This window comes from Maribacter sp. 1_2014MBL_MicDiv, from assembly GCF_001865655.1.
GTDB lineage: Bacteria > Bacteroidota > Bacteroidia > Flavobacteriales > Flavobacteriaceae > Maribacter > Maribacter dokdonensis.
This window is the reverse complement of sequence record NZ_CP011318.1, coordinates 3,231,441-3,246,705: the sequence shown is the minus strand read 5'-3', so window position 1 is coordinate 3,246,705 and position 15,265 is coordinate 3,231,441. Positions and strand designations below refer to the sequence as shown.

General features: G+C 35.6%; 16 protein-coding genes and 1 pseudogene. 7 read left to right on the top strand and 10 right to left on the bottom strand.

Annotated features, from left to right (window positions below):
- Positions 1 to 140 precede the first annotated feature (140 nt).
- The 3 genes from YQ22_RS13710 to YQ22_RS19455 form a co-directional block, all read right to left on the bottom strand.
- Positions 141 to 398, bottom strand: coding sequence for a hypothetical protein (locus tag YQ22_RS13710; RefSeq protein ID WP_071341640.1), 258 nt, complete (start codon positions 396 to 398; stop codon positions 141 to 143).
- Between the two features lie 232 nt (positions 399 to 630).
- A complete protein-coding gene (locus YQ22_RS13705) occupies positions 631 to 1,986 on the bottom strand; it encodes a DEAD/DEAH box helicase (protein ID WP_071341639.1) in 1,356 nt (451 codons plus the stop codon).
- Between the two features lie 131 nt (positions 1,987 to 2,117).
- Positions 2,118 to 2,336 carry a PLDc N-terminal domain-containing protein gene (locus YQ22_RS19455; protein ID WP_071341638.1) on the bottom strand — a complete coding sequence of 73 codons (219 nt, stop codon included), beginning with the start codon at positions 2,334 to 2,336 and terminating at the stop codon, positions 2,118 to 2,120.
- A gap of 98 nt (positions 2,337 to 2,434) precedes the next feature.
- On the opposite strand from YQ22_RS19455, the gene YQ22_RS13695 reads away from it, so the two are divergent.
- Positions 2,435 to 3,025 carry a hypothetical protein gene (locus YQ22_RS13695; RefSeq protein WP_071341637.1) on the top strand — a complete coding sequence of 197 codons (591 nt, stop codon included), beginning with the start codon at positions 2,435 to 2,437 and terminating at the stop codon, positions 3,023 to 3,025.
- A gap of 34 nt (positions 3,026 to 3,059) precedes the next feature.
- On the opposite strand, the gene YQ22_RS13690 is transcribed toward YQ22_RS13695, so the two are convergent.
- Both YQ22_RS13690 and YQ22_RS13685 read right to left on the bottom strand, forming a co-directional pair.
- The gene (locus YQ22_RS13690) at positions 3,060 to 5,558 is read right to left on the bottom strand and encodes an ABC transporter permease (protein ID WP_071341636.1); all 2,499 of its coding nucleotides are present in this window, start codon (positions 5,556 to 5,558) and stop codon (positions 3,060 to 3,062) included.
- A gap of 47 nt (positions 5,559 to 5,605) precedes the next feature.
- Positions 5,606 to 6,296 (bottom strand): annotated as a pseudogene (locus YQ22_RS13685) (ABC transporter ATP-binding protein).
- A gap of 62 nt (positions 6,297 to 6,358) precedes the next feature.
- On the opposite strand from YQ22_RS13685, the gene YQ22_RS13680 reads away from it, so the two are divergent.
- Complete coding sequence (locus tag YQ22_RS13680) at positions 6,359 to 7,099, top strand: arylesterase (RefSeq protein ID WP_071341635.1); 741 nt, start codon at positions 6,359 to 6,361, stop codon at positions 7,097 to 7,099.
- Here YQ22_RS13680 and YQ22_RS13675 read toward each other — a convergent pair.
- Both YQ22_RS13675 and YQ22_RS13670 read right to left on the bottom strand, forming a co-directional pair.
- Positions 7,096 to 7,335 carry a hypothetical protein gene (locus tag YQ22_RS13675; protein WP_058103490.1) on the bottom strand — a complete coding sequence of 80 codons (240 nt, stop codon included), beginning with the start codon at positions 7,333 to 7,335 and terminating at the stop codon, positions 7,096 to 7,098. The genes YQ22_RS13680 and YQ22_RS13675 overlap by 4 nt on opposite strands.
- A 291-nt stretch (positions 7,336 to 7,626) precedes the next feature.
- Positions 7,627 to 8,319 carry a peptidoglycan DD-metalloendopeptidase family protein gene (locus tag YQ22_RS13670; protein WP_071341634.1) on the bottom strand — a complete coding sequence of 231 codons (693 nt, stop codon included), beginning with the start codon at positions 8,317 to 8,319 and terminating at the stop codon, positions 7,627 to 7,629.
- A 102-nt stretch (positions 8,320 to 8,421) separates the two neighbouring features.
- Between YQ22_RS13670 and msrA the strand changes: the two genes are divergently transcribed.
- Together msrA and YQ22_RS13660 are read left to right on the top strand one after the other, a co-directional pair.
- Positions 8,422 to 9,129, top strand: coding sequence for a peptide-methionine (S)-S-oxide reductase MsrA (gene msrA, locus YQ22_RS13665; RefSeq protein ID WP_071341633.1), 708 nt, complete (start codon positions 8,422 to 8,424; stop codon positions 9,127 to 9,129).
- A 212-nt stretch (positions 9,130 to 9,341) separates the two neighbouring features.
- A complete protein-coding gene (locus YQ22_RS13660; protein WP_071341632.1) occupies positions 9,342 to 10,076 on the top strand; it encodes a sugar-binding protein in 735 nt (244 codons plus the stop codon).
- Here YQ22_RS13660 and YQ22_RS13655 read toward each other — a convergent pair whose 3' ends face one another.
- Genes YQ22_RS13655 through YQ22_RS13645 form a run of 3 tightly spaced genes read right to left on the bottom strand, consistent with a single transcriptional unit; the run spans position 10,077 to position 12,598 of the window.
- On the bottom strand, positions 10,077 to 11,516 hold the full coding sequence (locus tag YQ22_RS13655; RefSeq protein ID WP_156894578.1) for a hypothetical protein: 1,440 nt from the start codon (positions 11,514 to 11,516) through the stop codon (positions 10,077 to 10,079). It abuts the gene before it with no gap.
- Positions 11,488 to 12,072 (bottom strand): hypothetical protein, encoded by a 585-nt coding sequence (locus YQ22_RS13650; protein ID WP_071341630.1) that lies wholly within the window; start codon positions 12,070 to 12,072, stop codon positions 11,488 to 11,490. Before YQ22_RS13650 ends, YQ22_RS13655 begins: the two co-directional genes overlap by 29 nt.
- Positions 12,056 to 12,598 carry an RNA polymerase sigma factor gene (locus tag YQ22_RS13645; RefSeq protein WP_071341629.1) on the bottom strand — a complete coding sequence of 181 codons (543 nt, stop codon included), beginning with the start codon at positions 12,596 to 12,598 and terminating at the stop codon, positions 12,056 to 12,058. The genes YQ22_RS13650 and YQ22_RS13645 overlap by 17 nt, the downstream gene beginning before the upstream one ends.
- 104 nt (positions 12,599 to 12,702) lie before the next feature.
- Here YQ22_RS13645 and YQ22_RS13640 point away from each other — a divergent pair, with 104 nt between their 5' ends.
- Genes YQ22_RS13640 through meaB form a run of 3 tightly spaced genes read left to right on the top strand, consistent with a single transcriptional unit; the run spans position 12,703 to position 15,246 of the window.
- Positions 12,703 to 13,617, top strand: coding sequence for an aldose epimerase family protein (locus YQ22_RS13640; protein ID WP_071341628.1), 915 nt, complete (start codon positions 12,703 to 12,705; stop codon positions 13,615 to 13,617).
- A 28-nt stretch (positions 13,618 to 13,645) separates the two neighbouring features.
- Positions 13,646 to 14,218, top strand: coding sequence for a DUF2911 domain-containing protein (locus YQ22_RS13635; RefSeq protein WP_071341627.1), 573 nt, complete (start codon positions 13,646 to 13,648; stop codon positions 14,216 to 14,218).
- Between the two features lie 38 nt (positions 14,219 to 14,256).
- Positions 14,257 to 15,246 carry a methylmalonyl Co-A mutase-associated GTPase MeaB gene (gene meaB / locus YQ22_RS13630; protein ID WP_071341626.1) on the top strand — a complete coding sequence of 330 codons (990 nt, stop codon included), beginning with the start codon at positions 14,257 to 14,259 and terminating at the stop codon, positions 15,244 to 15,246.
- Positions 15,247 to 15,265 lie beyond the last annotated feature (19 nt).

Below are 15,265 nucleotides of genomic sequence, written 5' to 3'. Positions count from 1 at the left end.
AGCTCGTAATTTCTTTTTGTTGTTGTTAGACAATGATATTGCTGCAACAATTATTAAAGCCGGAATTAAAAAAGTAAATAACATCATAATTAAATTCTTTAAAAGGGTGCTTCATTGCACCTTTTTATATAGGGCAAATATTATGCCAACTTACCATAAGTTTTATTGGTAATAAATGCCAATTCTTTGTTAACCCTTGCATTCTTATATCTGTACAAGCGAGCTACAGATGTTTCGTTAGTGTCAACAATCTTTTTCTCAGCGTTAATATCGTTAAGGCTATCAACCATAACAATACCCATTTCAATAGTGTGAACTTTATCATCTGCTTGGGGTGTTTGCGCCAATGCTAATGCTCCGGCGAAAATTAAAACTAGTAAGGTAAAAAATGCTTTCATATCGTATTATTGAACAATATAAAAGTACCGTCAGCAAAGCGAACAAGCCGGTTGACCTCGCTAAACTGTAATAATTTTCGGCTAGTGAAGAGTTTTAAGGTGAATAGACAAAAAGTGTCGACGAACGGTTTTTGGTCTAAAAACAGCATACCGATAGGGTATGCATTTCATCGATCAATACTTTCAGAAAATGGGTTAATTGGAATATAAAACCAATTTTGAAATCATGAAATTATTTTTTATTTCTTCCACGTTTACCGTAGTTTTTGTCGCCTCGGGTTTTGGGTTTAGAGTATTTCTTTTTAATAATACGCTTATAGGAACCGCCTTGATTTTCCTTCTTGTTCTTTTCAGACTTCTCATGAAAACTTGCACCACGTTCATCTTCGTTGATATTTAATGGATTATCGCGCTCTCTATGTTTTGGTTGTTCATCAAAAGTTAACTGTGTTGCAATTTCAACATCATCGGGCAATGGTAATTGCTCAACTTGGTGAGACATTAATTCTTCAATGGCATTTTTTGCCTCTTCCTCTTGTGGTGTAAATAATAAAATAGATGTTCCTTGTTTTTCTGCCCTACCCGTTCTACCTATACGGTGCATGTAATTTTCAGGATATGTGGGAGTATCAAAATTTATAACATGAGATATCTCTTGCAGGTCTAACCCACGTGCCATAACATCAGTAGTAACCAATATTCGATTCTTTCCTTCATCGAACTGATTTATGGAACGCAATCTATAGTTTTGGGTTTTATTGGAGTGTATAATACATATCTCTTCGCTAAAAAATTCAGATAATTCCTTAAACAGCAAATCTGCACTTCGCTTGCTGGAAACAAACACTAAAACTTTATTATACGCTTCTTCATTTTGCAATAAGCTCACCAAAAGGTTCACCTTGGTATAAAAATTTGGTGTCGCATACCCAAATTGAGTAATATTTTCTAAAGGAGTACCACTTACAGCAACAGCAATTTTTTGAACACCTGTAAAGAAATCCGTAATAAACAGTTCAATATCATCTGTCATGGTGGCAGAGAACATAATATTCTGCCTTCTTTGCGGCAATAATTCAAAAATATTGACCAATTGAAACCTAAAGCCTAAATCTAACATAACATCGACCTCATCAATAACCAGTTTCTTAACCTGTTTTAATTGAACAGCCTTGGTTAATATCAAATCATAAAGACGAGCAGGTGTGGCAACCAAAATGTCTGTCCCCAATGCCAATGCCTCTTTTTGCTTTAGCATACTTTTTCCTCCAAACACTCCTAATACTCTTGTTCCTGAATATTTTGCCAATTTTTCTACCTCTTCCACTACTTGTACTACCAACTCACGTGTAGGCACCAATACAATAATTTTTGGATGAACATCCTTTGAAAATTTTAAAGTATTTAAAATAGGAAGTAAATAGGCGAATGTTTTACCGGTACCTGTTTGTGCTATACCTACAACATCACTACCACTCATTACTATGGGAAAAGCTTTCTCTTGAATGGGAGTAGTATTTTCAAAACCTAGATCTTCAAGTGCTTTTTCTAAGTTTCTAGATATTTTTAATTCGGTAAATAACGGCATAACAATCACTTTTGTATTTCAGGTGCAAAGCTATGCTGATTAGTTGACAATTCACGTATAGTGAGTAATTTATCCGTAATTAAGTCATAAGCGGCTATGGAAAACGGAAAATAATAAAAAGGGATTTTAGATTACGCCTTCAGCATACGTCTACTTTTCCCTGTGGATAAATATAGGAGCGAACCTAAAATTGGAAGAAAAAATACAATTAGCAACCATGTAATTTTACCGTCATTCTTGAATTCATGGCGTACAATATCAACTAAGCAATATACCCAAACAAACAGCGCTACAATTACTAATGATTGCCAAATACCTAGTTTAAATGAAAAAATTGCCGGTAAATTCATAATTGTATAATTTATAAAAGTTATGTATTCAATAAAGTTATAGAAATTAATACCATATTAAGTACTAAATTTCAACTAGAACAAAATATTCTTACTTAATGAAATTACACACGTATCTATACTTATTTGTTTTCTTTTTACCTATTAATGAATCTGCCGCCCAAACAAATAATGTGACATATGATGAAGCTATTAACATGGCCGTTGAAAAAGAGTATCCTGAGTACTTCTCAGCACTTTTAAAGATATTAGATGATTTTGAACAAGAATTAATTGTAAAAAGTGTAATTACAGATGGTACCTATAAAAATTACACCAACCTTTTAAAAGAAATAAGCAAGGATAGTACTTATGCAATAGTGAGTGATTTTGCTTTGGGAGATTCTTTAAAGGTAATTGCCAAACGCCATAATTATGAACTCGCAAAAACTTTGAAAACAGTACCATTAATACATTTTAGAAATAAAGCTCAACCAAAAAGTATACTATTTAATCAACGAGCATCTGAAATTACTTCTAAAAAAGGAGGTTTTTCTCGTTCCGATCATGCATCACTTTTATTAGAGGTGTATGATGAAGAAGATTATCAACGACCAACAATACGAACACAGCTGTTTCGATTTCTTGACCCGAATACGGATTACATATTATATTTCTATGTTGGCAAACCCACATCAACAAATAATTAAGCCGAAACTATTTTAAGGCCAATATCTTTTTGCATCACCCTTCTTTTCGCAACACTTGCAATGGCGGACTATTTAACACTCCCTTACTATTAAATAAACCGATGGCTAAGACCAACAATGTTATACCCGGCAATACCACCAAAAATGGCACCCACGACGGAACAAATGGAGTATCAAAAATAAAATAAGCCAGTAAAAAACTACTTAGTAAAGAAAGTAACACTCCCACACCACTTCCTAAAACACCTAAAAATAGGTATTCCAAGGCATTAATTTTCAATATCTGTTTACTCTGAGCACCAAGGGTTCTTAACAATACGCTTTCTCTAATTCGTTGGTATTTACTATTACGAACCGATCCTATTAAAACAATGATACCAGTTAGAATACTGAAAAAAGCCATAAAGGTGATGACCCATGAAATTTTATCCAATATATTTTCAACCAATGTTACCACCTGTCGTAAATCTATGATGGATATATTCGGGAATTTCTTTACCAATTCCCTTTGTAAATTGGCAGATGAAGCTTTGTCCGGCGCATTGGTCGTAACCACATGAAACTGGGGAGCTTTTTCCAATACCCCGGTTGGGAAAACAATTGAAAAATTAAGCTGCATACGTGCCCAGTCTACCTGCCTAATATTACCTACCACGGTTGTCATCATTTTACCCTGTACATTGAACAACAGCGTATCTCCTAATTTTACAAGGGCGTCATTGGCAACATTATCCGCTAGGGAAATAGGAATAACTTCGGTATTAGGAGGAACAGTAGGCAACCACTCCCCTTCCAATAACTTTTCCGAACCGATCATAGAATCTCTATACGTAGTTCTAAATTCATGATTCAGTATCCATTTATTCACCCTAGTGGTGGTGTCTAACCTAATGTCATTCACATCCCTATCCTTAATACGCTCCATGCGCATAGTAACTATAGGAATATTATCTATAACCGGTAAACCTTTTGGTGTTATCGTATTTTCAACGTCATTACGTTGTTCTGTCTGTACATCAAAAAGTATAAGATTTGGACTTTCAGCACTTGCCTCAAAAGTTGTTTTGGCAAGTAAAAAATCTTTTGTGAAATACAAAGTGCAAATTAAGAATGTGCCAATACCTATAGCTAAAATTAAAACTACGGTCTGGTTATTTGGCCTGTACAAATTTAAAAGACTTTGGCGTGCAGCAAAGCTCCATGATTTTGGAAAGTACTTTTTAATAAGTCTCATGAAACCTATTGAGACACCTGCCAAAATAGAGAACGTTACTAATATACCAACCACAAAGCTCAAGGCAAACTCCCATCTACCCAACAACCACAAGGCAAATAAAAGCACAAACAATACTATAGCCACCACTACCCAGATTTGATATGGGCGTGATTTTTTACCTGTATCTTCTTGCACGCGCAACACTTGTAACGGAGAAACGAACCAAGTATGTACCAAAGGAGACAAAGCAAAAAGCACCGACATAGAAACGCCTAATAACAAACCAACGAATATGGCTGGGTATGAAGTTGATATCTCAACGGTAAAAGGCAAAAACTCTTGTAATATGAGTGGAAAAGTCTGTTGCAACAATAGTCCTATTGCAGTACCTATTATGCCGCCCAACAAGCCCATTCCGGCAATTTGCAGTAGAAATATTAAAAATGTTTGTTTTCGCGTTGCACCTAAACACTTTAGTACCGCCACCGCTTTTAGTTTTTCTTTGATATAAATATGAACAGAACTTGCTATACCAACGCACCCTAAAAGAAGCGCTATAAACGCAACTAAGTTTAAAAACCTACCTACATTTTCATACCTACGCCCCAAACGCTCACTGGTATCTGTATGCGTATCCATATCTGCATTTTCTGCATCTAATAAGGGATCCACCTTATCATTAAGTAATTCTAAATCGGCTTTATCATCCTCAAAATAGTAGTTATAACCTAACCTACTACCCCGTTGCAGCAACCCACTCTCTTCCATAAAACGAAAAGGTACCACAATGGGCGGTGCGGCAGTTGTACCTATACCCGTACTACCCGGTGCAGTAATCAAAGCCCCTAGAATAGGAAAGGTAGTGGTGCCCAATTTTACACTATCCCCAGGTTTTAGGTCAAACTGCAACATTACGGTGGCATCAACTAATGCACCACCCTTATCTTGATAATCAAAAGCCGAAGTTTTGGGTTCCGTTTCCAATTCGCCATAAAAAGGATAATTACCTTCAATGGCCCTTACCTGAACCAATTTTGTAGATAGACTTTTAGGGAAGGCTGCCATAGACGCGAATTTCACCTCACGTGCCTTATAGCCGCCCAAAGAATCCATTAACTCCATTACCCTTTCATTTGCAGGCTGATTACTATCAATTAAGAAATCTGCACCCATTAGGGCCTTAGACTGTAAGCCAATATTATTTTTGAGGTTATTACTAAAAGACTGTATGGAAACCACAGCGGCAATACCTAATATTATGGATGCCATAAACAAAAGCAACCTTTTACCGCTTGCCTTGCCATCTCGCCAAGCCATTTTCAACAACCAATTAAATTTTGCCTTAGATGTTCTTTGAAATTCGCTCAAGATATGGATGTAGTTTCGTTGATGACTATTTTGCCCCCTTTAAGTCGTAAGACACGTTTATTTAAATTAGCTAATTCAAGATCATGGGTTACAATGACCAGAGTTGTACCCATTTCCTTATTCAGGTCAAATAATAGTTTAATTACCTTTTCACCGGTTTCTTCATCTAAATTACCGGTAGGTTCATCTGCAAATAAAATAGATGGTTTATTTGAAAAAGCCCTGGCAAGAGCTACCCGTTGTTGCTCACCACCAGAAAGCTGTGATGGATAATGATCATGCCTACCTGCCAAACCAACTTTAGCCAAAAGATCCATAGCATCTTTACTTGCGTTTTTTTCTCCTTGTAATTCCAAAGGAACGCTCACGTTCTCCAAAGCTGTTAAAGTGGGCAGTAGTTGAAAATCTTGAAATATGAAACCAACTTTTTCATTGCGCAACAAAGCTCGCTGATCTTCATTTAAAGCACTTAGGTCTTGTCCGCAAAGTTCTATTGTACCCTCATTTATTTCATCTAAACCTGCACATAAACCTAGCAAAGTTGTTTTTTCCACTTCCCGACGGACCTACAATTGCAAAAGTATCCCCTTCATCAATTGAAAAGGAAATGTCATCAATTACCGTCAAATTTCTTGATCCGCTGTTATACGTTTTCTTTAGATTACGTACGTTTAATATCTTTGTCATAAATCATTTTGGTACAAGAGAGCAAAATAAACAAATGATTTGGAATCTAATAAGTTAAGACTATGTTGAAAGTATTAAAGTTTCGTTATTTTTTAGTGCTACTGTTGTTCGTTGGATGCGGAGAAACTACCGAAAAAAAACCATCTGAAACGCAAACAGAGGTAGAAAATACGGCTAAAAAGGAAGAGGTTTCTACTGATGACAAAGTCATTTTGTTTTATGGAAATAGCCTTACCGCAGCTTATGGTTTGGATGTAAAGGAGGGATTTCCCAATAGAATACAGCAAAAATTAGATTCATTAGGTTTAGACTACAAGGTCATTAACTCTGGCTTAAGTGGAGAAACCACATCTGGCGGTTTAAACAGGTTAGACTGGGTATTGAACCAGCCTGTAGACATTTTTGTTCTTGAACTAGGTGCTAACGACGGTTTGCGCGGAATACCCATTGCCGAGACCATGAACAATCTTCAAGAAATGATCGATATGGTAAAAGATAAAAATCCTGATACCAAGATTGTGTTGGCGGGCATGCAGATACCACCAAATATGGGAACTGACTATGCTTCTCAATTTAAAGCTATGTATCCGGCATTAGCAGAATCTAACAATATTTACTTAATTCCGTTTTTGTTAGAAGGAGTAGCTGGCGACCCAAGCTTAAATCTAGAGGACGGAATTCATCCTACCGCTGAAGGTCAAAGAATAGTTACAAATAATGTTTGGAAAATTTTAAAAACCATTGTGCTACCTGCAAGTGTATCAGAGGTAACCAAAGATGCTGCAGTCGAAGAATTAAATTAGGCAAAAGACATTGTTCTTACTCTTGGTTTAAAAAGTAAGGCTTGCTTAACTCTTGCATTCTTCACTTTAAAAAACCTTGCAGCTGTTTGAAAACCCTGAGTGTTTACATCAGACTTTACTGTTATATCCGCCATTGGCATAACAATAGTCTGCACTTTTGTGTTTGGTGACTTCTCTTGTGCTTGGGACTGGGTTCCCAAACAGATAACAAGGAATAAAAAAATAATAGTACGCATAATAAAGTAGGTAAATTTGGTCTATTGATAACCAACTAACCCTAAGTAAACGTATTTCCCATTCGACAAGAGGTATAGTTTTTACGATGAAAGGGCACTTATTCGATGTATCACCATTTTTTGTAGTCCTTTTTCCTACAAAATTTTAAACAGATAATCGCCAAATTTGTGCAGTTTATCGATTTAATAGGTTTTTTCTTACAATTTTTAATCTATTTCTATTCTTGTATTACAAAAATGCTACATATAAGACCATGTGAGCTTGTTTTAAAAGGAGTAAAGAATGTTCTTTTAAGAACTACCTTTTATTTTCAATAAATAATTGGGGTTTGGACAATTGAATTTATAGTGTTGTAAGTTTTCCAATGCGCAAACGCCAGGGTAATCACCTTCATTACCTTCTAAATCTTTTATTATTTGAAAATGAAGGTGAGGTGCATAATTCACATTAATATCAGGTGTTCCCAACTTTGCCAAGGTTTCACCTGCCTTAAATACTTTTCCTTTAAACAAACCGGTTAATGATTCTATAGATAAATGACCATATAATGTATAAAAAGTAATATGACGTAAGGTATGCTCCAATATTATGGTAGGTCCATAATCACCGACTATATTATTGTTCTTAAAACTATGCACCTTGCCATCTATGGGAGCTAAGACCTTAGTACCTGCATTGGTCCAAAAATCTATTCCCAAATGTATATTGCGCTTGGGTTTATGAGCTGCAGAGAACCCATCTTTATCCGCATATAGATTTCGTTCTTCTAAATAACCCCCATAGGCAACTATACCATCCTTACTCTTTACCACAGTATCAATATATGATTGACAGGTAACAGGATTTGTAATGTCCACATCTAGCAACGCTTCGTTAGATTTGGATAGATCCAGAGGTATATATTTATTTATTGGTATTGTGCTATCCAATATACCTATATTATGTAAAGAATAAGAATCAAGTACCTTTTGCAGTTCGTTCATTTTTCAAAAATATGCCATCTTAGTATCTCGTTAACATATTTTAACCGTTTACCTCGTAAGTACTTTGTAAATTATGCAACAAATTGCAAAAGAAAAAGAAATATGAAATTATTACAAATCGTTTTATTGGCCGGTGCAAGCTTAATTGCTACTAGTTGCCAGTCCAAGAATAAAAAAAATACAATTTCCGAAAACACACCAGCCAAAGAGACGCAGCAGGAAGAAATGTATGAAGAGGTTAAATTGAGTCCACAACAATTAAGCAAATACGAAACCGCCTATTTTGCCAGTGGTTGTTTTTGGTGTGTAGAGGCTATTTTTGAAAGTGTAAAAGGTGTAAAGGAAGTTGTATCTGGATACGCCGGCGGAGAACAGAAAAACCCAACGTATGAAGAAGTTGGCTATGGCAAAACGGACCATGCCGAAGCTGTCAAAGTATACTATGACCCAAAGGTAATTTCATTCACTCAATTGGTACAGGTGTTCTTTGGATCTCATGATCCTACTCAGTTGAACAGACAGGGACCAGATCGTGGAAGACAATATCGCTCTATTGCCTTTTATAAAAATGAAGACGAAAAGAAAATTATTGAAAGCTACATTCAGGCCCTAGTAGACAATAAAGTATATGATAATGATCCTATAACCACAGAGGTAACACCATATACCGTTTTCTACAAAGCAGAATCGTATCACCAAGATTATGAAAAGAATAATCCTAACAATTCTTACATCAGAAATGTTTCCATACCTAGATTAAATAGGTTTAAAGCTAACTTTGGAGATTATCTAAAGGAGAATACACATTAAGAACCATGTATAGCACGAATAGATTAGCGCTCCATTAGGAGCGCTTTTTTATTTGGGAACAAACAATAAAAATCTAATACTGTAAGAGTTAACATTGAAAACAATTAGGTTCGTTTAATTTTATTTTATCATGCCCCAGATATTGAAGTACTATTAATCTTACAATAATTAAGAGAATAGTGTGTTTAAATTATAGATTCCAAACCAGTATTATGAAATGGACTATTTATTTTTTACTTCTACTATGCATTACTTCGTGTTCTGATGGCAAAAGCAAAAAAAACACTCAAATAACTCCCGTCTCCTATATTAAAGAAGCTCCTACACTAGACGGTAGACCTATAGAGAATTATTGGAATTTGTTAGAATGGCAACCTATAGACCAAAATTGGATCGGCGGTCCTTTTGACCATGATGATTATAACGGTAAATATAAAATGGCCTGGAACGAAGACGGACTTTATATTTTACTGGAGATAGTGGATGATACCTTATTAGAGCAAACCGAAGACCCTTTAAAATTATGGTGGAATGATGATTGCGTAATTGTTTACGTTGATGAAGACAATTCAGGTGGTCAACATAGATTTAATCATAATGCATTTACCTATCATGTTGCCTTGGATGGTAATGTGGTAGACTTAGGTGTAAATGAAAAACCAACGCTATATAATGATCATGTAATCTCTAAGCACCAAACAGAAGGTAATACCACATATTGGGAAATGCACGTAAAGGTATACCCTAGCATATTTAATGATAAGCCTACTGTAAAACCGGTTGTTTTGAGCGAAGGAAAAAGAATAGGTTTTGCTATTGCCTATGCCGATAACGATAATAGCAAAAAACGAGAAAATTTAATAGGATCTGTCTTTGTACCTGGAGAGAATAAAAATGCAGGTTGGATTGATGCCAATGTATTTGGCACATTGGAATTATTTAAATAACTACTGTAACACTACTTCACTATAATCAGATGTTATTAGTATAGAGCGACCACTATTGTTTTTTAAGTGATATCCCTTATTTACTACTGTAGATCCATTTTTAGTTTCTACTACGTTTACCTGCGAAGGCAATTTTAGCGTTGACGAATTACCTTTTACATAAATGTTAGTGGCTACTTTAGGTAACTTAACGTTAAGTTCTCCGTTTTTCACACTGATATCAAGCTCTTCCAAATCATTGCTTAGTTCAAGGATATGTATTGCTCCAAAATTGTTTTTAATAAATGCATTGTTCATCAACTTATCTATCGTTACTTCAGATGATGTTGCTTGCAACTGCAATTTTACAACCTCTGACAATGAAATCTCTTCAGAATAGGATGTATTCAATTGGCCAACATTCCATTTTTTTACATTTACCGGTGTATAAGCAGCAGAAACAGAAGTGTCTTCACCATCAATTGTTACTGCCCAAAGGCTTGAATGCGAAAGGTTCGCATTCAAGTTTTTGGTATTCTCAGCTAATTTCACCTCACCATGACGTACATCCATTTTTATTCTGGTAGACTTTGGCAAACTGATCTTAATGGTCTTTTTAATCTTAAAATTCTTTTGTTTTCCTTCGGATGAATAATAGAATATATTTGGAGAACCTTCACCTGAATTGATCAACATTCTACGTTCTTCTCTTTCTTCTTGTATTTTTTCTCGTCTCTCTTCCATTTTTTCTCGCCTCTCTTCCATTTTCTCTTGTCTCTCTTGCAAAACTTCCTCTCTCTTCTCCATCAATTCCTCACGCCTTTGATTGTATTCCTCCATTCTTTTATCCATTGCCTCACTTTTCTCCTCCATGTGCTCAGCCCACTCTTCCAACCGTTTTTGATGTTTTTTATCAAAACTTTTCTCAAAGTTCTTTTGCCATTTTTTCATGTACTTTTCACCATCTTCTTGATATGCTTCATAATCGAATATAAAAGCTTCGGTCTGTGGTAAAGGTGGCATTTCTGGAAAAGGTGCAATTTGTGGTACACTAACTACAAACGATGCAATTTCGGGCACCTCTATGTGCATATCGTTATGGTCAAAAAAGGTCTTTGAATCAAAACTTGCAAAAAAATCGTTGTTTTTGGACTTAGAGGAAATTTTAACCTCTTTGCTGTTGCCTAAAATTTCAATAGGACTATTTTCAAAATAGTCTTTCGCTTCTTCTGTAGAAGCACCTGCCAAGGTAATGGTGGCCGTGATGGCCACCTCATCCTTGTCCCAAGTTTCAAATTCAATATCAGCATAGCTGGTATTGATATTTACCACAGCATCTTCTGCTACGATAAATCTTTCTTGAAAAGTTTTACTTTCTGCTTGCGAAAAAGAGCCGGCAGAGGTTAAAAGACCTAATGCAATGATGAGTTGCTTAGATACTAGTGTCATTGATCTGTTCATTTTTTGATAATTTTAATTCGTTCAACTTTCTTTTTAATTTCTGTAATAATTGTAAGCGTAACTGTAAATTCTCTATAAGCGCCGTAATGGTTTGATCATTAGGACCCAATTCTTTTAATTCTTTATTTAAGGTTTTATATTCTAGGTTCAAATTATTTAGCTGCTCCATAAAACTATCTATAAGACCTTTGGTATCTGGAGAAACCTCTAGCTTAGCTAATTCCAAATTTATGTTCGCCACATAATAATTCTCTACTTTTTTTAAATCTGGAGATAGATCACCAAATGTGAATTCGGTTTTCTGCTTTACCTCTTTATCATTTTGCACAACCGTTACTGTACTTTCATCATTTCCGCTTAAAAACCAAAATCCCAATGACAAACTAACCAGTACAACAACAGATGCCGCAATGTGCAACCAACCCCATTTTGTTGTTTTATTTGATGGAATAGATTCTTCCAATTTCTTTAAAAACCGTTCTTCATGACCTGGTTTTATGGCATGTTTTTGCTTCTCCCTATCTTTTTTGAACATTTCCCTAAGATCCTGTTCCATAATTCTTTTCTTTTAATAATTCCTTTAATTGATTTTTTCCCCTTGACAATCTTGTTCTGCAAGCAGAGGATGAAATATTCAATACTTCTGCAATTTCTTGATGATCATACCCTTCAACCAAGAACATGAGTACCACATATTTATATTTTTCCTGTAATTGATCAATAGCCAACCTTACCTCATCAATACTAATTACAGCAGATACGTTCCAATTATCATCTTCTGCAACTACCTGCATATCCTGTTCATCAATGGAGACCTTATCTTTTTTTGATTTTAAAAAGTCTATACTTTTATTTACCACTATTCTTTTTAACCAAGCGCCAAAAGTTACCTCACCTTTGTATTGATGAATTTTTTGAAATGCCTTAATAAAAGATTCCTGTAAGACATCTTCAGCATCATCCGCGTTCTTTACAAAGCGGTTTGCTACCACAAACATACCGTCACAATATTTTCTATATAATTGCAACTGGGCAGCCCGGTCGTTCGCTTTACATTTCTCTACGACATTGCTTTGAAACATCGGTTAATTAAATTGGTTTTTGGTTGTTGTTATATTAAGGACGGTATAAAAAATAGAATGTGGCAAAAATTTTTATTTTTACACTACACTATTAAAATTTTCCTTTGAAACAAGTTACAATTTCCAATGCCTATTTGACCCTAATGGTTTTAGATTATGGCGCAACCATTCAAAAATTACTTGTTAAAGGAGATGATGGCGAATTCACCAATGTAGTTGTAGGCTACAATCATCCAAGCAGATATAGATTAGATGATCATGTGTTAGGTGCCAGTGTTGGGCGTTACGCAGGTAGAATTTCTAATGGTGGTTTTGTAATAGACCGAGCAAGATATGACCTGTATCAAGAAGACGGTGTACACTTACATGGAGGTAAAGAAGGGTTTCATCAAAAATATTGGAACATAGATGAAGTGGACCATAGCGATAAACCATTTGTAAAACTTACCTATAACAGCAAGCATTTAGAAGAAGGCTACCCAGGTAATTTAACCGTTAGTGTTACCTATAAACTTATGAATAATGCCTTGCAAGTCATTTATGAGGGAATGACGGATAGAAGTACGGTTATAAACCTTACCAATCATTCCTATTTTAAATTAGATAAAAATCCGTACATAGATGAGTACGAACTACAGCTCAACTGTCCTTATAGATTAGAAACACAAGAGAATTTGCTGCCAACGGGAAATATTGTTCCAGTTCGTAAAACCGAGTACGATTTTCTTTTACCTAAAAAAATAGGTCTACAAAGGTTTGATACTATTTATGTGAAAGATATTGGTAATGAAAAGGTAGCAGAACTACATTCTAAAAGTTCGGGCATTACCATGAAGGTATACACCAATCAGCCAGCTTTGGTGGTCTATACTCCAGATGATTTCCCTGGTATATGTTTCGAGACACAAAACTACCCAGATGCACCAAATCAACCAGATTTTCCTAAAAGCCTCTTAAGGCCTGGTGATCTATACAACAACATTTCTATCTTTAAGTTTGATTTAGGTAAGAAAAGTTAAATTTCGTGTATAGAATTACTGGTAATAAATGAAGCTAATAAAGAGAATTTTCATTGTTATAGCCCTTATTGTGGCACTTGTTTATTTGGTAATCATACCTTACATACACCAAGAGGCTAAAAAGTTTAGCCCCGCTAAAACCGCACAACTAGAATTAAAAGGAAGTTCTTTAGAGGTTGAATATTCCAGCCCGTCCAAAAAAGGACGAATTATTTTTGGAGACCTAGTACCGTTTGGTAAAGTTTGGCGAACCGGGGCAAATGAACCTACCACCTTTTCTACTACCCAAAACATTAAAATAATTGATAAAACATTACAAGCGGGTAAATATTCATTATGGACGGTACCTAACCGGAATAGTTGGAAAGTTATATTCAATACTCAAATACCAGATTGGGGAGTAACCCGGGTAGATGGTAACCAAACCACACATGATCCACGATTTGATTATTTAACGGTTGAAGTCCCGGTAAAAACATTAGAAAATCCTGTAGAAAATTTCTCCATTGATTTTGAGCATTTGAAAGAAGGGATACAGCAGCAAGATTATTTGGACTTAGCCTGGGATACTACCAAAATCATGATTCCCATTTACAAATAGTACATTTACGTTACAATTACACAATAGAAGCCGTTGCCATGAATTTAGCCAACCTTACGACATCTGAAATTCTTGAAGGTATCTATGCAAATAATGTTGCCATAGTTAGTAAGGCTATTACTATTGTAGAAAGCACGAAGCCTCAGCATCGTTTAATTGCCAATGCGATAATTAGCGGGTGTATATCAAAAAAACAAGATTCCATAAGAATTGGTATTACCGGTGTACCTGGCGCCGGTAAAAGCACATTTATTGAGCAATTTGGAGATCTGATTACCTCCACGGGTAAAAAAGTTGCCGTATTGACCATAGACCCGTCAAGCAGAAGAACCAAAGGAAGCATTCTTGGAGATAAAACACGTATGCAAGAATTGGTTAAAAATCCCAATGCGTATATAAGACCATCTGCATCTGGTTCATCATTAGGCGGTGTCACAAGAAAGACCAGGGAAAGTATCGTAATACTTGAAGCCGCTGGATACGACTGTATTTTAATAGAAACCATTGGGGTAGGACAAAGCGAAACGGCAGTTCATGACATGGTAGATTTCTTTTTATTATTAAAAATAGCTGGTGCGGGTGATGAACTACAGGGTATAAAAAGAGGAATTATTGAAATGGCCGATGCCATAGTAATCACAAAAGCCGACGGAGACAACATTCAACGTGCAAAACTGGCAAAAATAGAATTTACAAGGGCGCTACATATGTTTCCACCCAAAGAAAATGGCTGGTCTCCAGAAGTATTGACCTGTTCTGCCATTGAACTTAAAGGCTTACATGAAATTTGGGAATTAATAGTTACCTATTGTAATACCATGAAAGCTTCTGGTCACTTTCTAAACAACCGTAGGAGACAAAATGAAAATTGGCTCATTCAGTATTTGGAACAAGAATTATTATCAGAGTTTTATCGTCACCCAAAGACTATGGAATTACTACCACAATTAAAAAATGAAGTCATTAACGGAAATTCATCACCCTTCTTAGCTGCAGAAAAGCTCTTAAAGGCTTTAAAATCCCATTAAATTCCCTAAAGCGTTACTG